The 23,675-nt window shown below is 70.0% G+C and carries 23 protein-coding genes and 1 tRNA gene; 6 read left to right on the top strand and 18 right to left on the bottom strand.

Annotation, left to right across the window (positions count from 1 at the left end; all coding sequences use genetic code 11):
- Positions 1–4: 4 nt before the first annotated feature.
- The 7 genes from EPA64_RS10590 to EPA64_RS10560 all read right to left on the bottom strand — a co-directional run bounded on the left by EPA64_RS10590 (position 5) and on the right by EPA64_RS10560 (position 6,884).
- A complete protein-coding gene (locus EPA64_RS10590; protein ID WP_134726321.1) occupies positions 5–532 on the bottom strand; it encodes a sterol desaturase family protein in 528 nt (175 codons plus the stop codon).
- Positions 529–1,251, bottom strand: a complete 723-nt coding sequence (locus EPA64_RS10585; protein WP_220443744.1) for a fatty acid desaturase — start codon at positions 1,249–1,251, stop codon at positions 529–531. The genes EPA64_RS10590 and EPA64_RS10585 overlap by 4 nt, the downstream gene beginning before the upstream one ends.
- 95 nt (positions 1,252–1,346) lie before the next feature.
- Positions 1,347–2,366 (bottom strand): type 2 isopentenyl-diphosphate Delta-isomerase, encoded by a 1,020-nt coding sequence (gene fni, locus EPA64_RS10580; protein ID WP_181953510.1) that lies wholly within the window; start codon positions 2,364–2,366, stop codon positions 1,347–1,349.
- Positions 2,367–2,394: 28 nt separating this feature from the next.
- Positions 2,395–3,015, bottom strand: coding sequence for a TetR/AcrR family transcriptional regulator (locus tag EPA64_RS10575; protein ID WP_167626649.1), 621 nt, complete (start codon positions 3,013–3,015; stop codon positions 2,395–2,397).
- Positions 3,016–3,055: 40 nt separating this feature from the next.
- Entirely contained in the window at positions 3,056–3,685 is a 630-nt protein-coding gene (locus EPA64_RS10570) for a DUF2585 family protein (protein WP_134726319.1), read from the bottom strand.
- Positions 3,682–6,210: an ABC transporter permease gene (locus tag EPA64_RS10565; RefSeq protein ID WP_134726318.1), complete on the bottom strand. Its 2,529-nt coding sequence runs from the start codon at positions 6,208–6,210 to the stop codon at positions 3,682–3,684. Before EPA64_RS10565 ends, EPA64_RS10570 begins: the two co-directional genes overlap by 4 nt.
- Entirely contained in the window at positions 6,207–6,884 is a 678-nt protein-coding gene (locus tag EPA64_RS10560; protein WP_134726317.1) for an ABC transporter ATP-binding protein, read from the bottom strand. The genes EPA64_RS10565 and EPA64_RS10560 overlap by 4 nt, the downstream gene beginning before the upstream one ends.
- Before the next feature lie 94 nt (positions 6,885–6,978).
- On the opposite strand from EPA64_RS10560, the gene EPA64_RS10555 reads away from it, so the two are divergent.
- A complete protein-coding gene (locus EPA64_RS10555) occupies positions 6,979–7,629 on the top strand; it encodes an arylesterase (RefSeq protein WP_134726316.1) in 651 nt (216 codons plus the stop codon).
- 204 nt (positions 7,630–7,833) lie between these two features.
- Here the strand turns inward: EPA64_RS10555 and EPA64_RS10550 are convergent, their stop codons facing one another.
- The 5 genes from EPA64_RS10550 to EPA64_RS10530 all read right to left on the bottom strand — a co-directional run bounded on the left by EPA64_RS10550 (position 7,834) and on the right by EPA64_RS10530 (position 10,611).
- Positions 7,834–8,313: a pyridoxamine 5'-phosphate oxidase family protein gene (locus tag EPA64_RS10550; protein WP_134726315.1), complete on the bottom strand. Its 480-nt coding sequence runs from the start codon at positions 8,311–8,313 to the stop codon at positions 7,834–7,836.
- Entirely contained in the window at positions 8,303–8,677 is a 375-nt protein-coding gene (locus EPA64_RS10545) for a DUF4440 domain-containing protein (protein ID WP_134726314.1), read from the bottom strand. Before EPA64_RS10545 ends, EPA64_RS10550 begins: the two co-directional genes overlap by 11 nt.
- A 347-nt stretch (positions 8,678–9,024) precedes the next feature.
- Positions 9,025–10,221, bottom strand: coding sequence for a Hint domain-containing protein (locus EPA64_RS10540; RefSeq protein ID WP_134726313.1), 1,197 nt, complete (start codon positions 10,219–10,221; stop codon positions 9,025–9,027).
- Between the two features lie 3 nt (positions 10,222–10,224).
- Positions 10,225–10,461: a hypothetical protein gene (locus EPA64_RS10535; RefSeq protein ID WP_134726312.1), complete on the bottom strand. Its 237-nt coding sequence runs from the start codon at positions 10,459–10,461 to the stop codon at positions 10,225–10,227.
- 73 nt (positions 10,462–10,534) lie between these two features.
- A tRNA-Met gene (locus EPA64_RS10530) sits at positions 10,535–10,611 on the bottom strand.
- A gap of 214 nt (positions 10,612–10,825) precedes the next feature.
- On the opposite strand from EPA64_RS10530, the gene EPA64_RS10525 reads away from it, so the two are divergent.
- Positions 10,826–11,806, top strand: a complete 981-nt coding sequence (locus EPA64_RS10525; RefSeq protein WP_134726311.1) for a hypothetical protein — start codon at positions 10,826–10,828, stop codon at positions 11,804–11,806.
- Here the strand turns inward: EPA64_RS10525 and EPA64_RS10520 are convergent.
- Together EPA64_RS10520 and EPA64_RS10515 are read right to left on the bottom strand one after the other, a co-directional pair.
- Positions 11,758–14,322 (bottom strand): glycosyltransferase, encoded by a 2,565-nt coding sequence (locus EPA64_RS10520; protein WP_134726310.1) that lies wholly within the window; start codon positions 14,320–14,322, stop codon positions 11,758–11,760. The two genes, EPA64_RS10525 and EPA64_RS10520, sit on opposite strands and share 49 nt — an antisense overlap.
- Positions 14,319–14,678, bottom strand: a complete 360-nt coding sequence (locus tag EPA64_RS10515; protein ID WP_134726309.1) for a hypothetical protein — start codon at positions 14,676–14,678, stop codon at positions 14,319–14,321. Before EPA64_RS10515 ends, EPA64_RS10520 begins: the two co-directional genes overlap by 4 nt.
- Before the next feature lie 142 nt (positions 14,679–14,820).
- Here EPA64_RS10515 and EPA64_RS10510 point away from each other — a divergent pair, with 142 nt between their 5' ends.
- Together EPA64_RS10510 and EPA64_RS10505 are read left to right on the top strand one after the other, a co-directional pair.
- Positions 14,821–15,468 carry a sulfotransferase family 2 domain-containing protein gene (locus EPA64_RS10510; protein WP_167626648.1) on the top strand — a complete coding sequence of 216 codons (648 nt, stop codon included), beginning with the start codon at positions 14,821–14,823 and terminating at the stop codon, positions 15,466–15,468.
- Between the two features lies 1 nt (position 15,469).
- Positions 15,470–16,495 carry a hypothetical protein gene (locus EPA64_RS10505; protein WP_134726307.1) on the top strand — a complete coding sequence of 342 codons (1,026 nt, stop codon included), beginning with the start codon at positions 15,470–15,472 and terminating at the stop codon, positions 16,493–16,495.
- On the opposite strand, the gene EPA64_RS10500 is transcribed toward EPA64_RS10505, so the two are convergent.
- Together EPA64_RS10500 and EPA64_RS10495 are read right to left on the bottom strand one after the other, a co-directional pair.
- Positions 16,465–17,202, bottom strand: a complete 738-nt coding sequence (locus EPA64_RS10500; RefSeq protein ID WP_134726306.1) for a glycosyltransferase family 2 protein — start codon at positions 17,200–17,202, stop codon at positions 16,465–16,467. The genes EPA64_RS10505 and EPA64_RS10500 overlap by 31 nt on opposite strands.
- Complete coding sequence (locus tag EPA64_RS10495; protein WP_167626647.1) at positions 17,199–19,607, bottom strand: glycosyltransferase; 2,409 nt, start codon at positions 19,605–19,607, stop codon at positions 17,199–17,201. Before EPA64_RS10495 ends, EPA64_RS10500 begins: the two co-directional genes overlap by 4 nt.
- A gap of 174 nt (positions 19,608–19,781) precedes the next feature.
- On the opposite strand from EPA64_RS10495, the gene EPA64_RS10490 reads away from it, so the two are divergent.
- Both EPA64_RS10490 and EPA64_RS10485 read left to right on the top strand, forming a co-directional pair.
- The gene (locus EPA64_RS10490) at positions 19,782–20,699 is read left to right on the top strand and encodes an NAD-dependent epimerase/dehydratase family protein (protein WP_134726304.1); all 918 of its coding nucleotides are present in this window, start codon (positions 19,782–19,784) and stop codon (positions 20,697–20,699) included.
- Between the two features lie 107 nt (positions 20,700–20,806).
- Positions 20,807–22,093 (top strand): glycosyltransferase family 4 protein, encoded by a 1,287-nt coding sequence (locus EPA64_RS10485; RefSeq protein ID WP_134726303.1) that lies wholly within the window; start codon positions 20,807–20,809, stop codon positions 22,091–22,093.
- Positions 22,094–22,158: 65 nt separating this feature from the next.
- Here the strand turns inward: EPA64_RS10485 and EPA64_RS10480 are convergent, their stop codons facing one another.
- Positions 22,159–23,466: a type III PLP-dependent enzyme domain-containing protein gene (locus EPA64_RS10480; RefSeq protein WP_246026714.1), complete on the bottom strand. Its 1,308-nt coding sequence runs from the start codon at positions 23,464–23,466 to the stop codon at positions 22,159–22,161.
- Complete coding sequence (locus EPA64_RS10475; protein ID WP_134726302.1) at positions 23,447–23,674, bottom strand: phosphopantetheine-binding protein; 228 nt, start codon at positions 23,672–23,674, stop codon at positions 23,447–23,449. The genes EPA64_RS10480 and EPA64_RS10475 overlap by 20 nt, the downstream gene beginning before the upstream one ends.
- Position 23,675: the final 1 nt, after the last annotated feature.

Genomic DNA, 23,675 nt, shown 5'->3' with positions numbered 1-23,675 from the left:
CCGCTCAATCCTCGCCGCGGTCGGGACGCCAGGCGTCGTGATGGCGCGATTGCCGCTGCGCCAGCACGCCCGACGCCCGCAGCCGCGTCTTCAGCCCGTCCACCGGCGGCGCATAGACAAAGCCGAAGGACACGCAGTCGTCGCGCCCTTCGACCGCATGGTGCAGGCGGTGGGCCTGATACAGCCTGCGGAGATAGCCGCGGCGGGGGACATAGCGGAACGGCCAGCGCTGATGCACCAGCCCGTCATGGACGACGAAGTAGATCAGCCCATAGGCGGTCATCCCCACAGCCACCCACCACATCCACGGCCACCAGCGGCCGCCGAGCGCGAAAAGCAGGACGGACACCCCCGCGAAAACCACGGCGTAAAGGTCGTTCTTCTCGAAGGGGCCGTGGCGATCCTCGTGGTGGGACTTGTGCCAGCCCCAGCCGAAGCGGCCGTGCATGATCCAGCGGTGGACGGAATAGGCCACGCCCTCCATCACCGCGACGGTCAGCACGACGATCAGGACGGGGCCAAGGACGCTCATGCCTTGCGGTGCCGCGTGGACGGCAGCCGCCACCACGGCACCGAGGGATGCAGGTGGTGTTCGTGGTGATAGCCGCCGAAGTGAAAGCAGGTCAGCAGCGATACCGGGTCGCTAAGGCGGGTCGAGCGCGCGTTGTGCCGGTCGGGGAACTCGTCCTGGCCGGGGCGGTGCGGCAGCCAGGTGCCGAAGACGAACAGCTGGACCGAGGCCAGGATCGAGGGCACGGCCCAGAACGCGACGTAAGGCCAGCGGGGACCGAGGATCAGCGCGTAAAGGATGACCGCACCGCCCAGCACCCAGAACTCGCGCCAGCCGAAATAGCTGCGGACGAAGGCGCCATACCATCCGACCGGCCCGCCGTGGCCGAAGTCGGGATCGTCGTCGGTGCCTGCGTGGCGATGATGCGCCATGTGCTTGACGATCAGCTTGCGCCAGGAAAACCCGGCGTAAAGCAGCAGCGCCAGCGACCCGATCGCCGCGTTGATCCGCGGCCGTCCGGGCACGACCGCCCCGTGCATCGCGTCATGGGCGACGATGAACAGGCCGACCGACAGCCAGGTCAGCCCGACCAGGCAAAGCGCCGCCAGAACCGGCGCGCCTGCGGCGTCCAGGTGCCAGACGGCAAGGACGTGCAGGGCGGTCCAGGCGCAGATGACGGCGCCTGCCAGCGCCAGGCTGACGATGCCGGGTTTCAGGAAGCGTCGGCGCGTATCAGGCAAGCCTCGTCCTCTTCATCCTGTATCACCTGTCACAATCTAAACCATCCAGCCACGCGTTTCCAGCCCGGCCGCAAGCCGCGTGCGTGCCTGTATCCTCACTCCAGCGGCGCGCGGCGCAGGGCGGCAAGGTCGCGCGAGCCGGTGCAGAACATGGCGATGCGCAGCTGCTCGACGACCTCGGACAGATGCCCCGCCAGCGCCTCGGCGCCGTCGCGGGCGGCGGGCAGCACGCCCGCGGCCTGTCCCGCGAGATCCGCGCCCAGACGAACGGCCCGCGCGACATCCAGCCCGTGCCGGACGCCGCCGGATGCGATCAGCACTGTGCCCGGCCGCATCAGGGGCGCCATCGCGGCCACCGCCCCGGCGGTCGGGATGCCCCAGTCGAAAAAGGGCGCCGCGATCCGGCGCAGCCGGTCGTCGCCGCGCTCGGCCTCGACCCGCGCCCAGCTGGTGCCGCCAAGGCCGGCCACGTCAAGAACGACCGCGCCCGCGTCCAACAGCCTTTGGCCGACGGAGGCGGACAGTCCTGCCCCGACCTCTTTCACGCCCAGGGGCACGGGCAGCGCGCCGGCCAACGTCTCGATCCCTCGCAGCAGCCCCGAGAAGTCTCGGTCGCCGCCGGGCTGGATCGCCTCCTGCAAGGGGTTCAGGTGCAGCATCAGCGCGTCGGCCTCCAGCATGTCGACCGCGCGCCGCGCCTCGTCCAGCCCCATGCCGCGCCGCAGCTGAACCGCGCCAAGGTTGCCGAGGATCGGGACGTTCGGCGCTTTCGCGCGCAACTCGCGGCCAAGGCCGCCCGCGCCCCGCCCCTCGATGGCGATGCGCTGCGATCCGACGGCGAGCGCCAGCCCCAGCGCGCCGCAGGCCTCGGCAATGGCCAGGTTGATGCGATAGGCCTCGCGCGGCCCGCCGGTCATGGCGGACACCATCACCGGCGCAGAAACCCTGCGGCCGAGAAACATGGTCCCGGTGTCGATCTCGTCCAGCGACAACTCGGGCAGCGCGTTGTGCCGGAAGCGGATCGCGTCAAAGCCCGTGCCGCGGGTGTCCTGCACGCCCCGGCCGGCGGTCACGATCGCAAGATGCTGTGATTTGCGGTCTTCGATGTCGTCCATCCAGTCTCCGATGCGGATGCAGCGCGGGTCAGTCTGCACGATAGGCGCGGATGAACGAATCCACCACGTGGTCGAGATAGGCGTCCCCCTCCAGCGGATAATCGCGCGCGCCCCCCAGTTCCTTCTGGTGCAGCGCCCCCAGCAACAGCGGCGAGGCGAGCGTCAGCGCGGCCATGCGGGTGTCCACGGCCCGCATCTCGCCCCGCGCGACATGGGCGTCGAGGCGTTCGGTCAGGGCGATGACGAACGGCTCGAACATCGTCTGGATGAAGGCCGGGCCGAGCAGGTCGTCGCGCATCCCCTCGACCATGCCCATCGCCAGCACCCCCGCGACGCCGTGCTGCGTCAGCACGGTCCAGGACAGCGCCGCGGCGTCGCGCACGGACGTCGCAAAGTCGGGACCGGCGATCCGGGTGGCGTCGAACTGGCCCTGTCCCCGCTGGCCCGATTGTGCGAACACCGCCAGCACGATGTCGTTGCGCTTGCCGAAATAGTGGTTGAGGGTCGAGACGCTGCACCCCGCGGCCGTCGCCAGATCGCGCAGGGTCGGCCGCATCGCGTCGCGCTGCGACAACCGGGCCTTGAGCCGGTCGAGCAGTTCGGCCCGGCGCTCGTCAAAGCGCGCGTTGCGGGCACCCTTGGGCCTCAATCGTCGTTCCTTCCGGTCTTTCGGCCGCTCGCCCCGCGCCTCAGCGCAGGACCACCTTGACAGTGCCAAGCACGAAACCATCGTGGACGATCAGGGCTGCGGTGATTTCGGCCGACGCGCCGGCCGCGATGACGAACCAGCGCGGCAGACTATGCGCCCCCAGGAAGCCGAAGGCAACGAAGGCCGTGTCGCTCAGCGCGTTCACGATGCTGTCGCCGCGATAGACGTCGGGGCTGCCGGGGCCGTTGAAAAGCGAGATCACGGCAGGCGCGTTCTCGACCACCTCCCACACGCCGCTGCACGCGATCACCATGATGAAGCGCCGGTGCAGCGGCCAGTCCGGGCAGACCGCCCGCGCCGCGAAGCAGAGGGCCGCGCCCGAGACGGCGTGCAGCGCCGAATAGAAATCCGCGATGTGCTGCGAGTTGTCGGCGGCCAGCGTGCTGCCGCTCCACCATTGCAGCGGCACGGTGTCGGGCAGGACGCCGCGGCCCAGAAGCAGCAGCCACAGGATCACGGCCCCGTTGACCAGCAGGATCGCCATCGCAACCTGCAACGCCGGCCATGCGGCGGGAACCGGCATGGGCGAGCGGCCGAAAAGCCCCGTTCGCTGGATGGCGTCGGCGTCGTGCAACGGGTGCGCCTCCGTGCGGGCGGGCGGACCGCTCATCCGGCTCTCAGCACGGCGGCGGGTCTGACGCTCAACGCGCCGAGTGCGAACGCCAGTTCCGCAGCCATCGTCGCCAGGACGCCGCCTGCGACAAGCGCCACCGCATTCGGCCAGATCACCGCATAGCCGGTGTCCAGCACAAAGCGCGCGACCGCCCAGCCGCCCGCCACCCCGGCGGCGATGGCGGCCAGCCCCGCAAGCAGCCCCAGCAGCGCCGCGCGCAGGGCAAAGCTTGCCAGGATCACCGCCCGGCTCGCGCCCAGCGTCTTGAGGATCGCGGCCTCGTATCGGCGGCTGCGGGCGCCGGCCAGCGCCGTGCCGATCAGCACGGCAAATCCCGTGACCAGCGTCGCCGCCGCGCCCCAGCGCACCGCCCCGGCGATGCCGCCGAGAAACTGCGACACCCGCGCGATCGCCTCGCCCACGGGAATGCCGGTGACGTTGGGCCAGCGGTCCACGACCTCGCGCAGGATCGCGCTTTCCGCCCCGGTGTCGGCGTAGACCGTCGCGATCCAGCTGTGCGGCGCGCCGCGCAGGGCGGCCGGGTTCATCGACATGACGAAGCCGATGCCTGCGTTCCTGAAATCCACCTGCCGGAACGAGGCGATGCGACCCGTGATGTCGCGCCCCATGATGTTGACGGTCAGGGTGTCGCCAAGGGACAGGCCAAGCTCCGCCCCCTCGTCGGCCGAAAAGCTGATCAGCGGCGGGCCGTCGTAGCCGGGCGGCCACCATTCGCCCGCGGTGATCGTGGTGCGCGCGGGCGGGGTGTCGGAATAGGTCACGCCGCGGTCGCCCCGGATGACCCAGTGGTCGCCCGCGACCTCGGCCGCGGGGCGGCCGTTGATCGCCGTGATGACGCCGCGCAGCATGGGCGCGGCCTCGACGCGGGTGACGGCGGGGTTGCCGCGCACCAGCGCGTTGAAGCCGTCGATCTGGTCGGGCTGCAGGTCCACGAAGAAAAAGGAGGGCGCGACGCCCGGCATCTCGCGCGCGATCGCATTGCGCAGTGTGCCGTCGATCTGTCCGACCGCCGCCAGCACGGCAAGGCCCAGTCCCAGCGACAGAACGACCGCCGACGCCTCGGCCCGCCGCGTCCGGACGGCGCCAAGCGCCAGCCGCAGGGCCGGGCGGGTCCGCGCCAGCGGTGCCAGCGCCCGCGCAAGGGGTGCCGCCAGCAGCGCGCAGGCGGCCAGCAGCGCAAGTGCCGCGGCGATGCCGCCCAGCGTCCACAGCGCCAGCCGCCAGTCGCCCGAGAATGCCGCCGCCGCGACGACCAGCGCCAGCACGGCGGCGGCGATCATCGCCAGATGGCCCGCCCGCGGCACCCGCCGCCCCGGCGCCACGGCCGCGCGGAACAGGACCGCCGCCCGCGTCTCGGCCGCCAGCGCCAGCGGCCACAGCGTGAAGATCAGCGCGGCGAGGATGCCATAGATCGCCGCCTCGGCCAGCGGGCCGGGATAGATGCCGAAGGCCGCGGGCATCGGCAGGCGCGACTGGATCAGCGGCGCCAGCAGCAGCGGCAGCCCCGCGCCCAAGCCCAGCCCGATTGCGACGCCGATCAGGGTCAGCGCGCCGATCTGCAGCAGGTAGATCAGGAAGACCGTGGCGCGGCCCGCGCCCAGGGTCTTGAGCGTGGCGATGGTGGGCACCTTCTCGTCAAGATAGGCGCGCACCGCCGCAGCGATGCCGACGCCGCCCACGGCGAGGCCGGACAACCCGATCAGGACGAGGAACGCGCCCAGCCGCTCGACAAAGGTCGAAATCCCCGGCGCGCCCTCGCGGGCGTCGCGCCAGCGGGGGGCCGCGCCTTCCAGCGCGGACGTGACCTCGGCCTCTGCCGCGTCAAGATCGGTGCCGGGGGGCAGCAGCATCCGGTATTGCGATTCAAACAGCGTCCCCGGCGCCAGCAGCCCGCTTTGCGCCAGATCGGCGGTCCGCAGGATGGTGACGGGACCAAGCGCAAGGCTTTGGCCGGTGTTGTCGGGATAGCTGACGAGGATCGCGGAGAGGGTGAACGCCTGCTCGCCCAGCCGGAAACGGTCGCCGGGGGCGAGGTTCAGGCGCTCGGCCAGCGCGCGTTCCATGACCGCGCCGGGCAGGCCGCCGCCGGGCGCAAGCGCGCGGTCCAGCGGCATGGGCGGGGCAAGCGCGACCGCGCCGACCAGCGGATAGGCGTCGTCCACCGCCTTGACCTGCGTCAGCGCGCGGTCGGTCCCGCCCGCGCGGTCCACGGTGGCCATAGACCGGAACTCGGCCGTCTCGGACAGATCGGCGGCGATGCGATCCAGCGCGGCGCGCTCGTCCGCGGTGGCAAAGCGATAGTTCAGCTCGACCTCGGCATCGCCGCCCAGCAGCCGCGCGCCGTCGCGGTCCAGCCCGGCCTCGATCGCGGCGCGCACCGTGCCCACCGCCGCCAGCGCCGCCACGGCCAGCGCAAGGCAGATCAGGAAGACGCGGAACCCGCCAAGCCCGCCCCGCATCTCGCGCAGGGCGATGCGGGCGGCGATGCGCAGGCCGCTCATGGCGCAGGCTCCAGCCGGCCGTCGCGCAGGCGGACGGTGCGGGCGCAGCGGGCGGCAAGGTCCGGCGCGTGGGTGACCATGACCAGCGTCGTGCCGCGCGCGCGGACCATGCCGAACATGAGGTCGGCGATCTGCCGGCCCGTCGCCTCGTCCAGATTGCCGGTAGGCTCGTCGGCCAGCAGGATCGCGGGTTCGGGCGCAAGCGCGCGGGCCAGCGCCACCCGCTGCTGCTCGCCCCCCGACAACTGCGCCGGATAGTGGTGGGCGCGGTCGTGCAGGCCGACGGCCGCCAGCCCCGCCATCGCCCGATCGCGCGCGTCCACGCGGCGGGCGAGTTCCAGCGGGATCGCCACGTTCTCCAGCGCGGTCATGGTCGGGATCAGGTGAAAGCTTTGGAAAACGACGCTGAGGTTCTCGCGCCGGAACCGGGCCAGCGCATCCTCGCCCATCGCGGACAGGTCATGCCCCAGCGCCCGCACCCGCCCGCCGGTCGCCCGTTCAAGCCCGCCCATCAGCATCAGCAGCGACGACTTGCCCGACCCGGACGGACCCACCAGCCCGACCGTCTCGCCCGTCGCCACGTCCAGCGTGATGCCGCGCAGGATCTCGACCGGACCGGCGCCCGAACGCAGCGTCAGGCGCACATCGTCAAGCGACAGAACCGTTGGCGCCATCGTGCGTTCCTTTGACAGTTCCGGCAGGGCCGGGGAAAAAGACGGCGGCACGGTGCCAGCACGGCACCGATCACAGGAAACCCAGAGGTCCGCAATGCTTGCCCGCGCGCTTGCCATCACGTTCCTGACCGCCCTGCCGGCGGCGGCCCAGCCGGTGACGGTGGCCGCCCTGGGGGACAGCCTGACGCAGGGCTATGGCCTGCCGCAAAGGGCCGGGCTGGTCCCGCAGCTTCAGGCGTGGCTGCGCGACCGGGGCGCCGACGTCACCCTTGTCAACGCGGGGGTGTCGGGCGACACCACGGCGGGCGGGCTTGGCCGCGCAGCGTGGACCCTGACCCCCGAGGTGGACGGGCTGATCGTGGCGCTTGGCGGCAACGACCTGCTGCGCGGGATCGACCCGGCGGTGACGCGCGCAAACCTGTCGGGCATCCTCGACGCCGCGCGCGATGCGGACGTGGACGCCATGCTGATCGGGATCGAGGCGCCCGCGAATTACGGCGGCGACTATCGACGGGCGTTCAACGCCATCTATACCGATCTTGCCGCGGCCTACGACATCCCCGTGATCCCGTCGATGCTGGCCGGCGTCATGGCGGCGCCCCAGCCGCGGGCGCTGATGCAGCCCGATGGCATCCATCCGAACGCGCGGGGCGTCAAGGCGGTGGTCGAGGCGATCGGACCGTCGGTGCTGGCGTTCGTGGACAGCCTCGGGGCCTGCGACGGCGGCTGCATCGCCGCCCGGTGATCGCCCGGCGACCACGCGAAGTCGGGTCTGGCGAGACGCCGCGATACGCCGGACGCGCGGTCGCTTGGCCATCTCCGGCTCAGTGCGCCGCCCGACCTTGGGCCGGGCCGTCGTTTAGCGGCGATGCCCGCGACCCGGACGCCCGCGACATCGCAGCCGTCGGGGACGCGCGGCGGCGCCAGCCGCGTTCCCGCGCCCCGCCGGTCAAAGCGGAACCGTCGCCTGATCGTCCTTGTCGTCCTTTTTCGGATCGATCCCCAGCAGCGACTTGACCCCGGCGACCAGGCTTGACCCGTCAAGCCAGATTTCCGCCTGTTCGGCGTCCAGCCGCAGCAGCCGCAGCTTGGGGTCGTCCTTGCCGTTCTCGAACCACGCGCTTGCCTGCGGGTTCCACAGCTTGTCGATCATGGCGCGGTCCTGCGAGACGGACAGGTTCCCGCGGACGGATGCGTAGAGGTCTCCCTTGATGGCCACCGTCGCAATCGCCCGGCGGCCCTCGCGCACCGCATCCACGATATGGTTGTCGGACGACGCGAAGAACCAGATCGGGCTGCGGTCCTGGTCGATCTGGGCGGCCATCGGGCGGGCAAAGCCGTCCTCGACGCCGTCCACGCCCAGCATCATCACCGGGTCGGACCTCAGCGCCTTCCAGAAGCGGGCTTCGATCTGCTTGTCATCGGGCATCGGGCGTCTCCGGCTGGTGTTCAAGGGGGATCTGGGCATGCTGGACCACCGTCCAGTCGTCATGCCCGCGACGGCGATAGACCGAGGTGCAGGCGGCGGCGAAGCGGGCTTCGCCCTTGGTCGTGGCCACGCGATAGCCGATGACGATCAGCCCTTCTTCCGGGCGCCGCACCGCGCGGTCCGAGAACGAAACCTCGTCCCATTCCGGCGTCTGGCTGACCGCATCGACGGCCGCGCGCCCGGCAAAGACATGCGGTGCGCGGCTCAGCGACATGATGCAGTCGGCATCGACCCGCTGGTGATAGCGTTCGTCGCTTGCGCGCCACAGGCTCTCTTCAAAGCGCCAGACCCGTTCGTCGTCCATCTGCGGCCCCCGTCGTTGGTCCACGTCAACGACCGGCGTGACATGCCGTTCCGTCCGCCGCAGGATTTTTTGTCGCGGGTGTCACACGCTAAGACCGGCGGCTTTCCCTTGCCTGCCCGCGCAGACACAGGTTCTGCAGATGCAGCCGGATGATGGGCGGTCGGCGCAACGCTTCCGTTTCGCGCAGGGCGTTGTGACCGTCCCCCCATCAGCCATGACGCTGCGGGCATGACCGCGAGCGAAGAACAGGAAATCAACCCGATCTGACCCCGTAGAATCCAGGGCGGGTTGAACCCTGGAATGCAATCTGGCCTTGCCGATATGACGATGTCAGCCTTGATGTCCAGCTATAGGGAAAGGATATTTTTTGCGTTCTTCACATGCCGCCGGACCAGTTCCTTTTGCAGCATGCGCGATGGAATTGCATGTGCTGGCGCCCCGGGGTAGGCGACTTCGCCAACCTTCGGAAACAGTGACAGAAACTCGTCCCGCTGCGCCTTGCTCAGGGTCTTTTGCGTTTCGAAGTTCATCAGAAAGCTCTCGGTCGGCGTGCCTTCGGCGAATATCACTTCATGATTCTTGAAGATGAGGTGGAAATACTCGACGCGCTCGATGGCGCTGTCCACAAAGATTCCCGGCAACTCGGTCAATCTTATTGCGGCGACAAGAACGGTTTCCGACCCGAACATGCGTTTGGCAATATCGGACTTCACGACCATTCGGTGCTGGCGCGACACGACCAGATCTCGTTCAGGCAGCCCTGAACCCAACGCGCCAGCCGTGATCCGCACCGGATAAAGCTTTGCATTTCTGCGCAGCTCATTGGTTCCCACGACCCGGCTCATCGTTGATACGAGTTCCTGGAAACCATGATCCTGGGTCAGTATCCTGCAGCCTGATTCCAGATCCTCGATGGGCACATCGCCGCGATCCGTGGTGATCAATGTTCCGCGGACGATACAGGTCACCCCGGATGGCACCAGGTCACCGGCATCCCTCATCGTGTCGATGTCGGAGTTCCACCTAAGACCCCCCAGAAGGCCGCCCCCCGGAAGCTGAGAGAAATCAACAACCATCGTCGTGTAAAGATCGCCCACGGCCGGGCTTCCCGTCAGGTTGACGATCCCTGAATATGTCACTGTCAGGCCGCCGGTGATTTCTTCATATTCAGGGGCCAACCTGAACGGATAGCCATTCAGGGAAGTGGGCGTTGAATTGCCATCCGGATAATCGCCGCTATCCAAGGTCGTGTCGAACACCGAGCTTGCGGGCTGCAGGTCGATTTCCAGCGAGCTTAAAGCCTTCGTCGTGGACAGCTCATGCCAGTCGAAGCCGAAGGACATTTCGATGTCCGTGCCGGTGGCGCCGCCATAGGTGTATGAGTCCCGCGCATGCCACGTCAGGATTTCGGTAGAGCCGTCCACATATGTGACCGTGATCCGGGCGCCTTCCAGATCGACCCCGCGCGAGTTGGTATCGTCGCGAATGCCATTGACGGTTTCATGCGGGTTCTCGTCGCGCCGGACAATATCGATCGAGGGCATTTATCAAGCCACCTTCTGCCGTTTACATTCGCGCCAATCGGTTCCGATTGCGGCAATCTTGCGTATTTTCCGACGAAGCCTTCCGCGTTCGCGCATCGCCGCAAATGCCCCTTGTGCAATCTTTTTGCCACAGGAAATGCATTGTTGCGCAAATCGGATGGTGCGCAGTTTTCCTTTTCCCGGACATACTTGCCCTGCGGCTGTGCGGACCAGTATGACGAACGCCGTGAAGCGGTTCAAGACGGTCCGTCGCATCGGCGTGTCTGCTGCCACAGCCTCTGCGAACTTGCGGAGACGCGCCAACGAGGGGGGGTGGTAGCGGAGGAGGGATTTGAACCCCCGACACGCGGATTATGATTCCGCTGCTCTAACCAGCTGAGCTACTCCGCCCCAGAACCGAGTCCTCGGGTGCGGGGGATTTAGGGCCGCGCGGCGGAGGCGTCAAGCGGATTTCGTCGGGCCTGGGGTTGCGGCAAGGCAGGTGCCCGCCGCCCCGACGGCCCAGCGGTGCCGTGTGCTTCGCCCCCACCAGCCGCCCCACGCGGGCGGCACCGCCCGGCGGGGCCTTGCCGCTGAATGGTGGCGTCCGGCGGCCGGGCCGCCTATGAACGCCCCAGTCACGAACGAGGCGGCGATGTCGGAACTGATCCTGCATATCGGTGCGCACAAGACGGCCACCACGACCATCCAGAAACTGCTGGCCGAATCGGCCGGCGCGCTGGCGCGGGCGAATGTCGTCTATCCGCGCATCGCGTGGTTCCAGTTCGCCCAGCACCGGCTGGCGTTCGGGCTGAAGCGGATGACGGACCCGACCGCGCGCGACGTGCCCGACCCGCTGGCCGAGATCGCGGGCATCAACGCCGTGCTGGCCGCCAACCGGGGCAAGCGGGTGCTTGTGTCCAGCGAAGAGCTGTTCACCATGCCGGCCGCGTCGCTTGAGCTGCTGAAGGGCAATCTTGTGGCGGACAGCATCCGCATCGTCGCCTGCGTGCGCCGGCCCGACGACATGCTGCTGTCGATCTATAACCAAAAGGCCAAGACGCCGAACAACGGCTTTGCGCGGATGCTGGACCATTTCGTCGCCAATCCGCGGCTGATCGACCCCGACATCGCCTATGGCCAGCAGCTGGGGAAATGGATCGACGCCTTCGGTGCGTCCGCGCTGTCGGTCTATACCTATGAAGAGAGCCCGCCCGTCGCCAGCTTTTTCGCCCAGCTGGGCATGGTCGTTCCGCAAGGGGGCGCATCCGCGTTCAACCCCAGCGTGCCGGGCACCGTGGTCGAGCTGATGCGGATGGCCAAGGCGTTCGGCATGGCCGCCGACCGGCAGCCCCGGCTTTATGCCGCAGCCCTGCGCCAGTTTGCCGATGCGCCGCTGCGGACCCTGCCGGACGAGGCGCGCCGGTCGATCGTGGCCACGATGCAGCCGGAATGCGACGCGCTGTTCCAGCGGCTGGGCCGGGCGAACCCCTATACGGTGGACCGGCTTGTCCCGGCCAGGGCCGATGCCGCGGCCGCGCCCGCCCCCAGCGTGAGTTACCGCGACCTGATGTCGCTGGTCGAATCGCTGCTGCCGCCGTCCTGACCCGTCGCGCGGTCCGCCGGGCCGCGCGTCGCCTGCAGGAATGTCGCCAACAGCGTGTCCGGCCTGCGGTCGGGCAGGATGTGCCCGCGCGGGGCCTGCGCCACGGCGTCACCCTGCGCGCCAAGGTCAAAGGCCATGACCGGCAGGCCGGTCGCCAGCATCTCGTGGGTGGTGAATGAAAACGTCTCGGGGACGATGGACGGCATCAGCCACGCTTGCACGCGATGGCGGCGGATCAGGGCGGGCAAATCCTCGACGTGATAGCGGCCGGTGACGGCGACGCTGCCGGGCAGGGGAAAGGCCATGTCGAACTCGCCGATCACGATCAGCCGGGGGGCGCCGGGGCGGCGCGCAAAGTCGGCGGCGACCTGACAGACATACTCCGCCCCCTTGTGGACCCCGATGGCGCCCAGAACGGCGATGGTGCCCGGCCGGTCGGCGCCCCAGTCGCCGGTGTCCACCGCCAGATCGGGGATCGCCAGGCTGTGCGGATGCACGGCCAGCGGGGCATCGGGCCAGACCGCCCGGACGATCCGCGCGCTGTCGTGGGAAAACACCACGACCTGCCGCGCGGCGGCGACCAGACGGCCCCACGCGGCCTGCCATGCGGCCAGCGTGACCTCATCCCCCCCGACCGTGCGGGCGCGGTGGGCCGGGTCTGCCCGGCCGGGCAGCGGCACGCCGCGGAACACCCCGTCGGCATCGACCAGCGTATAGGAGGGGCTGACCGGCCAGTAATCGTGGAACAGCACCCGGATCTCGGCGTCGGCGCCCGCCAGCCGCAGCAGCAGGCCCGGGATCTCGATCCCCGCCGGATCGCCGACGCCGCAGGAATAGACGACGCGCTGCCCGGCCAGCGGCGCCAGCAGCCGCGCCAGCACGGCGGCCGAATCGGTCGCGCCCCGCGTCACGCCCGCGTCGCTGTGCAGCTCGATCCCGAAGCGGACCGGCCCGCCCAGCCGCAGCACGACCGCCGGGCGGCCGCCTTCCAGGTCGGCGGCAATCGCGCCCGCCAGCCAGCTTTCCGCGCCGCCGCCCAGCGAATGGCCGACATAGACCGACACGCGGTCGTCCGGCGCGGCGCCCGCCGCCCATGCCAGCCCCAGCGCCAGCCGCGCGTCCGCCAGCGGGTCGGCGGCGATGAACTCCTGCACGTCGAGGTCAAAGTGCGGATAGCGCGAGGTGATGATGCGCCCGCTGGCCAGCATCGCCGCGGCCTTGACCTCGTTGCCAAAGGACTGGCCGCCGCGGTGTTCGACGAACAGGTTGGGGATGCCGACGTGGCGCATCCCCAGCGCGCGGGTGCGCTGGCACCAGTCCACCTCTTCGCCGTAACCCTTGCCGAAGACCGGGTCCAGCTGCGGCACGGCGGCCAGCGCGGCGGGCGACAGCGCCATGCAGAACCCGACGCCGGTCGGCGCCTCGGCGGCCAGCAGGGGGTTCAGGGTGCGCGCCGTGGCGTCGATGCGGTCCGCCTGGCCCTCCGCGATGGCGCGGCTCAACGCGATGTCGGGCACGCTGAAGATGGTGGCGTCGTTCGACATGGGCGTCACGCTGGCGACGCCCGGATCGGACAGGATCGGGCCCACCAGCCGCGAGGCCCAGTCCGCCGGCACCAGCGCGTCGCTGTTCAGCAGCACCACCGGACGGCCCGCGGGCGCCAGCGCCAGCGCGCGGTTGACGCTGCCGATAAAGCCCAGGTTGATGTCGTTTTCCACCAGCGTCACCCGGTCGGGGCGCGCGGCGGCCCAGTCGCGCAGCCACGGGCGCACGGCGGGATCGGTGGACCGATCCTCGACCGCGATCAGGTGCCAGGGCAGGTCGGTGTGGGCATCGACCCGGCGCAAGGTCTGGGGCAGCAGGTCAAAGGCGTTATAGACGGGCAGGACGATGGTGATGCCGTCCGTCGCAGGAACGGCGGGGGGCGCCGTCGCGAACAGGCCGTCGCCGATTGTCCGCGACAGGACGCCCGCCCCCGCGCCCAGCCCAAAGCGCCGGCGCAGCAATCCCACGTCGGGGTCGCGCCCGCGCGCCATGTCGATGGCCACGCCGGAGCCGACCCGCAGCGCGGTCACCGCAAAGCGGCGCAGCGCGCGCTGGCGTCCGGCGCGCAGCACCCGCGCGTCGGGCAAGGGCAGGGGAACATGCAGGTCGCGCGCCCCCGCGTCGGCGGTCGCCGGCAGGCGGATCGCCAGCGACACCGGCCCGCCGGACCACATCAGATCGGCGGCAAAGCCGACCTGCGGGCCGCTGTGGGCGACAAGGTCGGGACGCGCCTGCGCCACGTCCGGGCGCTGCACCGTGCGGTGGACAGGCTTGACCGATCCGGCGGCGACCAGCGCCAGCCGCCCCGCGACGCACCAGCCGGTGACATGGACGCGGCCCGCCTGATAGCGGACCTCGTCCACATAGCCCAGCAGCGCGCCGCCGGGATCCTTCAGCGGCACGCCCCGCGCGGTCGCGGCCAGATGCTGGCGCAGGTATTTCTGGAACAACCGGCGCGCGCGGGCGATCATCGGCGGCCCATTGCGACCAGGAACAGCGCCTCGGCGCCATCCCCGTCCGCATCCGCGCTCAGCACCAGCCAGCCGCGCGGCTCGCCCGCGGGGGCGGCGACCTGGAACATGCGCGCGCCCGCGTGCCCGGCGGCCTGCGCGCCCGCGTGCGGCGCGCCGACGCGCCCCGGATAGACGCCCGCCGCGTCCTGCAGCGCGACGGTCCGCGCCGTGGTCCAGCCGCTGACCGCGCGACCCTGGGGATTGTGGCGCACCGCCTCGCACCGGCCCAGCACCCTGCCGTCGGCCGACAGCAGATCGAACGGCGCCCGTCCGCCCGGTTCGGCGGACAGCGCGATATCCAGACGCGGCGTCATGGCGCAGGGGGCGGCTTGCGAAACACCCGCGGCAGTTAGCCCGCGCCCCCGCGTTCCGCAAGATGCCGGCGGCCGCACCGGCGGGTTGTGACCGGCGCGGCGATGTGCAGAAATGCCGCGCCAACAACAGGGGTCGGGCGGCATGCCAAGCATCGAAATCAACGGCAGGCGCGTGCTGTTCGTCCACATCCCCAAGACCGGCGGCACCTCGGTCACGCGCTGGATGCAGGGGCTGGGGCGGGTGCGCCTGCACGCCGACACCAAGCCCGAGGCGCTGAAGGTCGCCCCCCAGCACCTGACGTGGACCGACATCGACTGCCTGTGGGGGGGCGATGATTTCGACTATGCCTTCGCCGTCGTCCGCAACCCCTTTACCCGCATGGAAAGCGAGTTCCGCATGCGGCAGAAGCTGCGCGCGCAGGGGTTCTTCGGCGGCAGCCTGCATTTCGCAAGCTGGCTGGAACGCGCGCTGATCGACGCCCGCGCGAACCCCAACCATTTCGACAGCCACATCCGCCCGCAGTGGAGCTTTGTGAGCGACCGACTGCACGTCTTCCGGTTCGAGGACGGCATCGACGCCATCCTGACCCGCATCGCCAGCGACCTTGACCTGCCGCCGCCCGCCCGCGCGCCCCACGCGCTGGCAACCGCCGCCGAGGTGCCCGCCGTGACCTGGGACCGCGCCGACATCCTGCGCATGCAGGAGTTCTATCGCCTGGACTTCCAGCAGTTCGGCTATGATCTGCTGCCCCCGGTGGCGGCGGGCGCGGCGCGGGGCGCGGGTCTCTGACATGGACCTGATCCTTCACATCGGGACGGAAAAGACCGGCACGACCTCGATCCAGCAGGCGCTGGCGGCCAGCAGGGACGCCCTGGCTGAACGCGGCATCCTGTATCCCGCGCTGCTGGGCACCGAAAACCACATGGAGATCGCCGCCGCCGCGATGGGGCCGCGGGCGAACGACAGCATCCAGATCCAGGAACTCGCCCGGACCGGGCTTGACCTGCCCGCCTATGTCGATGCCGTGCGTGCCCGGCTTGCGGCCGAGATCGAGGCGACGGGCGCCAATACGCTGCTGATATCGAACGAGCATTGCCACGGCCGGCTGGACACGCCCGAGTCGGTTCAACGGCTGGCGCAGCTGCTTGGCGCGCCGTTCCGCCGTGTCCGGGTCATCGTTTATCTGCGCCGGCAGGACCAGATGGCGGTCAGCCTGCATTCGACGCGGCTGAAGGGTGGCGGAACCGGGGCGATGCTGCCGCAGTGGGGGATCGTGCCCCAATACTATGATCCGCACGGGCTGATGGCGCGCTATGCGGATGTGTTCGGCCAGGCTGCGATCACGCCCCGGCTGTATGAACGGAACCGGCTGGCAGGCGGCGACGTGGTGCGGGATTTCTTCCAAACCGCCGAACTGGGCATCGACCCGCCGGCGATGACCAAGGCGAACCCGTCGCTGTCGCGGGCGCAGGCGCGATTCCTGTCGCTGTTCAACGCGCGCGTGCCGCTGATCGTGGATCGCAAGGTCAACCCGGACCGTGGTCCGGTGGTGGCTGCCATCATCCGTGTCCTGCCCGGCCCGCCAGCCCGGCCCGCCCGCGCCGAGGCGATGCGCTTTCAGCAGCAGTTCGACGTGGTCAACCGGCTTGCGCGCGAACGTTTCATGCCGACGCTGGACCGGCCGACCTTGTTCGACGACGATTTTTCCGCCTATCCCGAGGCGGGCGACGACGATCAGCCCCTGACCGAGGAAGAGTTCGCCGCCTTCGCCGAAGCCCTGTGGGTTTATGGGCGGAAAGCCGGCGCGCCCCGCTGACGGGGTTCGCGCATCGGCCAACTCACCCCATCGGCGGCATGAACGCGGGCCATCTGCGAGCCCGCCCGCCGGCGATAGAAATAAAGCGTCTCCGCCACCGGTTTATGCGCATGGCCTGCGGCAAGCGTCACGCGGTTCCAGTGCCAGTCCTCGTGGCCAAAGCCTTCGTGCAGCGCGTTCAGCGTGAACGGATGGCGGCGATACAGGTCAAGCGACGCACAGGAAATCGCGATCCAGTAATTGCTCCATTCCAGATAAAGCGGATCGAACAGCGCGGATTCGGAATCGACGTGCCACCACAGGTGCTTTTCCTGGCCGAATGCCAGCGAGCAGGCGGGATGCCAGATCGCGTCGGGACGTTCGGCCGACATGGCTGCGGCCCGCGCGAACCAGTTCTCCGAGACGAGATCGTCGGCGTCCAGAAAGGTCGCGGCAGTGCCCCCAGCGGCCTCGATCCCGCGGTTGCGGGCGCCGCCCGGATCGCCTTCGTCCGTCTCGAGGAACCGGGCAGGCGTGTCGGCGACGTCGCCAAAGCCTTCGCGCAGGATGTCGCGGGTGGGCGCGTCGGCGCGGTCCAGCACAACCACCACCTCCATCCGCACGCCCTTGGCGCGGGCATGGTCGATGCCTGCCCGCGCGCTGCGGATCGTGGTGCCCGCCAGGATACCCTCGCGGTGCGCGGTCAGGATCAGGCTGAGGTCGATCATCGTGCTGTTTCCTCGGCTGCCAGGACGCGGTCCAGGACTTCGCAGTAGTGATCGAATGAATGGCGGTCGCGGGCGCGCGCCATCAGCGCGGTCGCACGTTCACGGCGCCGGGCCGGGTCTGCCAGCATCTCTGTCAACGCGGCGGCATACGCCTCGGCGCCGGCGCCCGGTTCGACGGGCCATCCGGTCGTGTCGTCCACCAGTTCCGGCACCCCGCCCACGGCGCTGGCGACGACCGGCATGCCCTTTGCCGCGATCTCGATCAGGATGGTGGGCAATCCGTCCCAACCCGAGGTGTAAAGCCACCCGTCGCAATCCGTCAGCGGCAGTTCGTCCAGGCGGCCGTAGGTGCCCATCAGCGTCATGTTGTCCGGCAGCGCCGACAGGTCGGGCGCCTGGTCCAGCACCGCCTTTCCCCAGCACAGGAAATCCCAGCCGGGCAAAAGCCGCGCAATCTGCTGCACCAGGTCAAAGCGCTTCTGCCGGTCGAACCGCCCGGCCCACAGGATCCGCGGCCGGGACCGTCCGGCCGATGTCGCGATCTGTGCATCGACCACGGGAACGCCCGCAGGCGGCTCCATCGCGGGTGAATAGAGGGGCTGCACACGCGCAGCCATGCCAGGGGTCAGGGCATGGCGGTCGACCAGCACCCGCGCGAAATCGGCATTGTCGATCAGCGCGCAATCGAGATTGCCTTGGAGAGACGCGAAGAAGTCGATCGCATACCCCACCTCGGTGCCGTCGGGCCGCCGGTCCGCGCAGAAGTAATAGGTGTACAGCGCCATGAACCGCGACAGCTGGGCGCCAAAGCGCAGCATCGTTTCATAGGCCGCGCGGCTGTTGACATTGAACAGGCGCCGCGCGCCCGCATGGTGCAGCACGGCATACAGGACCGATGCGCGTGTCCGCATGTCCACCTGCCCCAGCAGGTCGGACAGATCGGCCGTGGCTATACCCTGCGGGAACCAGTCGGGACGTTCCCAGTCTGCCTGCTCGGTCCGAAGCACCAGCACCCGCGCCCCACGCCGGTCAAGCGCCCGGGTCAGCACGCCCGCGACGAAATCCGCGCCGCCCATCTTGCAGAAGGGCATGGCGACGACAGTGTCATACTGGCCAGCGGGCAGGCGTTCGACGCAGGCCTTGAACAGCAGGAACGCAGTGTCGTGCCAAGGCGGCAGAAAGGATGCCATGCGCTCGCCCACGATGCCGACCAGCGGCTCGATGTCGCGCGCCTTGGCGACCAGCGCATCAAAGCGCCCCTCGCGGAAATTGCGCATCCCGGCCAGTTCCCGGTGGGCGGGACCGGCGAAATCCTCGGCAAAGACCCGTGCCAGCGGCCGGTGCGGTCCCGCGGCCACCGCCCGCGGCGAAGCGCCCAGGGTGATGCCGGCCAGCGCCGGCCGCTGCTCGTTCAGCCCGTTGACGACCCAATGGCCGAAATGCGCCGCGCCGGCCTCGACAAGGCCGGGGTTCAGCGCGGCATAGGCCGCGCGATCGAATGCCGGGGTCGGCGACAGCCCCGCCGCGTGCCCGCGCTTCAACCAGTCCAGGAACGCTGGCCCGTTCGGGGGGGCAAGGCCCGCTGCTTTCAGCTGGCGCAGATAGTGTTCGGTATCGAACAAGGGCCCCGGCGGCACGCCGCGGGGCAGGTCGAACATCAGGTAACGCGTCAGCAGCGCAAGGTCGCTTTGACCGCTGCCTTGCGCGTGCCGCCGGCGATAGTCGGCAGGCGAGAACATCGCCACGATGACGTCCGCGTCGGGGCCGCCGGACACCGCCGCGAACGGTCCCAGATCATAGCCGGCGGATTTCAGCAAAGCCTGGATCTCGGCGTTCCAGAACCCGTGGCTGGCGCGGTTCGCGCGATCGACCAGGGGCGCGGCCGCAATGTCGATGTCGTCGGGCATTCCGCTTGCGACATAGTGCTCCAGCGGGCTGACCTCGCCCCCGCGCAGCGACGGCACTTGTTCCAGATAGTGGCGCGTCGAGAAAAAAGGTGAGGGGTCTGCCCCATCCTTCCAGCCTTGCAGCAGATAATGCTGCAAGGGATCGACGCCTGCGGCACGCAGGGCCGGAAAGGCCGCAAGATAATGATCGGCGTCGAACAGCGCCGCTATCGCCGGATCGACCGGGCGCGTCGCCAGCCATGCGGCATGCACCAACGGACAGACGTCTGTCTCTCGCAGGGCCGGAAAGGCATTCAGGTAACCGGACGTGGAAAACTTCGGGTGCGGGTTGCGCCCTTCGCGCCAGCCGTGGCGCAGGTAATGGGTCAGCGGGTCGAGGTTGGCGGCACGCACATCCGCGTTGCGCGCCAGATAATCACCGGCGTCGAACAGCCCTTCAGCCAGCGCGCGCTGCTCTGCTGGGTCGGTCGGCAGAACCGCAAACCGGGGTTGCGACATGAATGGCCCGATCAAACTATTGAGGTCGCGCCCACTTTCCGCATTCTGGTCGAGATGGCAAGCCGCCCCCGCCACAGGGGCGCCAGACCCGCCGGGATGGGGTCGCAGGCGCGGGCGGGGTTCTTTTTTCATGGTGGCATCGCGCCCGCGCGTTGCCTTGCAAGGTGAGGTTTCATGGCATTTTCCGATCGCGTCGCGCTGGTCATCGGGGGCGGGGGGTTCATCGGGCAGGCGCTTGTCGCGCAGCTGCTGGAGGACGGGTGGTTGATCCGCAACCTGGATTTCATCGCCGGGCCTGCGGACCACCCGTCGCTCAGCCACTGGCAGGGCAGCTTCATGAACCGCGACCTGCTGCGCGAGGCGATGGTGGGGGCGGAATGCGTCTTCCACCTCGCCTCGACCCATTTCCCGCGCGAGGCGAACCTGCACCCGCGCGCCGACGCCGAAGGGGGGATCGTCGGCACCGTCGCCGTGGCCGAGACGGCGGCCGAGATGGGCGTGCGGCGGATGGTCTTCGCCTCGTCCGGCGGCACGGTCTATGGCCCGCTGACGCAGGTGCCGGTCCCCGAGGATCATCCCACGCGGCCGATCACGGCCTATGGCATCTCGAAGCTGGCGGGCGAACATTACATGCGCTTTTTCGACGGGCGCGGGGTGTCCACCGTGTCGCTGCGGGTCGCCAACCCCTATGGCCCCGGCCAGAACATCAGCAAGGCGCAGGGCGCGCTGACGACATTCTGCCATCACGCCGCCTTCGGCCTGCCGATCGAGATCTGGGGCGACGGGTCGGTGGTGCGCGATTTCGTCCATGTGGACGACGTGGCGTCGGCCTTTGCGCTGGCCGCCGACGCGCCCGCCCGCGGGACCGAGATCAACATCGGGTCGGGCCGGGGCGCGTCGCTGAACGAGCTGCTGGACCTGATCCGCGCCGTGACCGGACGCGACCCGGACGTCACCTATCACCCGGCGCGGGCGTTCGACGTGCCGCGCAGCGTGCTGTCCATCGACCGGGCGCGGGCGGCGCTGGGGTGGACGCCGCAGGTCGAGCTGCGCGACGGCATCGCCGGCATGATGCAAAGCTTTGCGGGCTGAGCGGCGGCCCGGCCGCGTTTGCCCAAACCGCCAGCGCGAACGCTGTTTGCCGCCGCCGCCCCGCCCGCCTATGGTGCGCGCGTCCAGCCCGTGAAAGGGGAATCCAGATGGTCCGGCCACGCGTGCTGATCCTCGCCGAGGACTGCAACCCCGAATGGCCCTCGCTGCCGATCGTGGGATACAACTATGCCCGCGCGCTGGGCCGGGCGGCCGACATCACGCTGGTCACCCATGTCCGCAACCGCGCGAACATCGAGGCCGCGCGCGACATGACCGGGCCGGTCGCCTATATCGACACCGAATGGCTGGCCGCGCCCATGTATCGGCTGGCGCGGGCGCTGCGGGGCGGCGACCAGGTGGCATGGTCCACCAGCCAGATCATGGCCTATCTGCCCTATCTCGCGTTCGAGCATCAGACACTGCGCCAGTTCCGCCAGCGGCTGGCGCGTGGCGATTTCGACCTGATCCACCGCATCACGCCGATGTCGCCCACGCTGCCCTCGCCCATCGCGGGGCGGACGCGCCAGCCGTTCGTGATCGGGCCGCTGAACGGCAACCTGGACTGGCCGGCGGCCTATGGCGGCGAACAGCGGCGCGAAAAGGAACGGCTGCGGGCGCTGCGCGGCGCCTATCGCGTGCTGCCCTATGCGCGGCGGACCTGGCGCCGCGCCGACTGCGTGCTGGCGGCGTTCCAGCACACCATCGACGACCTGACCGCCGCCGATCCGGCGCGGATCGTGCCGTTCCCCGAGATCGGCATCGACCCGGCGATCTTTCACGCCCGCGGCCGGCGTCCGGCGTTTTCCGGGCCGGGGCCGTTCCGGTTCCTCTATGCGGGGCGGCTGGTCCCCTACAAGCTGCCCGAGGCGGCGGTCCGCGCCTTCGCCACCTCGCCGGCGCTGGCCGGGCACCGGCTGTCGATCATCGGCGACGGCCCCGAGCGCCCCCGGCTTGAGGCGATGGTCGCCGAGGCGGGCGCGGGTGACCGCATCACCTTCGAGGGGCGCAAGTCGCAGGCCGAGGTGGCCGACGCCATGCGCGCCGCCGACGCGTTCGTCTTTCCCTCGATCCGGGAACTGGGCGCGGGCGTGGTGATCGAGGCGATGGCCTGCGGCATGGTCTGCCTTGTCGCCGATTACGGCGCGCCCGGCGCGCTGGCGGCGGACGGGCGCGGCATCGCCGTGCCGCTGCGCCCGCTGGAGGAGCTGATCGTGGACCTGCGCGCCGCGATGGACCGCTGCGTGACCGATCCCGCGCCGCTGGGCGCGATGGTGGCGCGCGCGCAGACCCATGCCGCGCGTTTCGACTGGGACGAAAAGGCGCGCTATACGGCGCAGATCTATGACGCGCTGCTGTCGGGGCGGCCGGTGGCGGGGTTCGATGCCTATGCGTGACCGGCGGCCGGATGCGGGGGCGGGCGGGCGACCCTTGGCCTGACCGCCGCAGCCTTGCGCGGCGGCTACTCGACCCCCGCGCGCTGCGGCAGCCAGTCGGCCGCAACGATCCGCCCCTCGGCGTCGACCACCGCCTCGCGCGGGATCGGGTGGCTGATAAAGTTCACCGGGCTGGTCGTCGGGCCATAGGCCCCGCTCATGTGGATGGCGATCAGCGCGCCGGGTTCGACGCGCGGCAGCATCGCCCCCTGCGCCAGCCGGTCGATCGAGGTGCAGAGCGGCCCGGTCAGGTTCACCGGCTCGACCTCTCCGGCGCCGCCGACCAGATGCAGGCGATAGTTGCGGTGGATGACCATCCCGAAATGCCCGCTGGCCGCCAGATGCGCGTTCATGCCCCCGTCGCACAGCGCGATCCGCTGTCCGCGCGACTGCTTGACGGCCACCACGCGGGTCAGGAACCACCCCGCAGGCCCGACCAGATAGCGCCCCAGTTCCAGCAGCGGGCGCGCGAACCGCCCCTCGGCCGCCAGCGCGTCCAGGTCGGGGGCGATGTCGTCGGCGATCGCCTGCAGGTCCAGGGGCGTGTCGGTCAGATGATAGGGGATGCCCAGCCCCGCCCCCAGGATCAGCCGCAACGGGCCGTCCGCGCACATGGGCGCGAGGTCGCGCGCCAGCCCGATGAAGATGCGCCAGTTTTCCACGACCGCATCGGCGCGCAGGCATTGCGTGCCGGAATAGAAATGCAGCCCCGCCAGCCGCAGATTGCGCAGCGCCGCGATCTGCGCCAGCGTGTCCGCCGCCTCCTCGGCGTCGATGCCAAAGGGGCTGGGGCGGCCCGCCATCTGGTCGCCAAAGCCCTTGGGCACCCGGTCCGGCGCGATCCGCGCGACCACCTTCTGCCGCAGGCCCAGCCCAGCCGCGGCGGCATCGGCCATCCGCGCCTCGGCCAGCGATTCCACCACCAGCTCGCCCAGACCGGCGGCCAGCGCGGCCCCGATCTCGGGCGCGCGCTTGGCGGGGCCGGTAAAGCTGGTGCGGCCCGCGTCCCAGCCCGCCGCGGCGGCCTGCGCCAGCTCGCCCCCCGACGACACGTCCAGCGTGTCCACCATGTCCGCCAGCGCGCGCAGCAGCGTCGGGTTCGGGTTGGCCTTGACCGCAAAGCTGAGGCCAAGACGCCCGCGGAACGCCGTCCGCAGCCGCGCCGCGCGCGCGGCGACGCGGCGCAGGTCGTAAAGGTAAAGCGGCGTGCCGGCGGCCGCCGCCCGTGTCAGGATCGCGTCGTCGGGCGGGGCCAGATCGTCGGCCCACAGGTCGCCTTCAGCGCCGGCCGCGCCCGACCAGCCGCCCGGCAGGTCAGCGGCGGGCGGCGACAAGGGCCAGCATCCGGTCGGCGGTGTCCAGGTTGTCCAGCGTCACATCCTCGGTCCCGATGCGGACCTGGCCGTGATCCTCAAGATAGCCGATGACCTGCATCATCGCGATGGAATCGATCAGCCCGGTGGAAAACAGCGGCGTTTCGGCCCCCAGCGTGTCGTCGCCCGCCACGCGGCGCAGGAAATACAGCAGGTCGTCTCGGGTCATC

It is taken from the genome of Paracoccus luteus (assembly GCF_004522155.1).
In the GTDB taxonomy this organism is placed as follows: Bacteria; Pseudomonadota; Alphaproteobacteria; order Rhodobacterales; family Rhodobacteraceae; genus Paracoccus; species Paracoccus luteus.
Note: the sequence above shows the minus strand (reverse complement) of the source record. Positions and strands in the feature narration are given on the sequence as shown.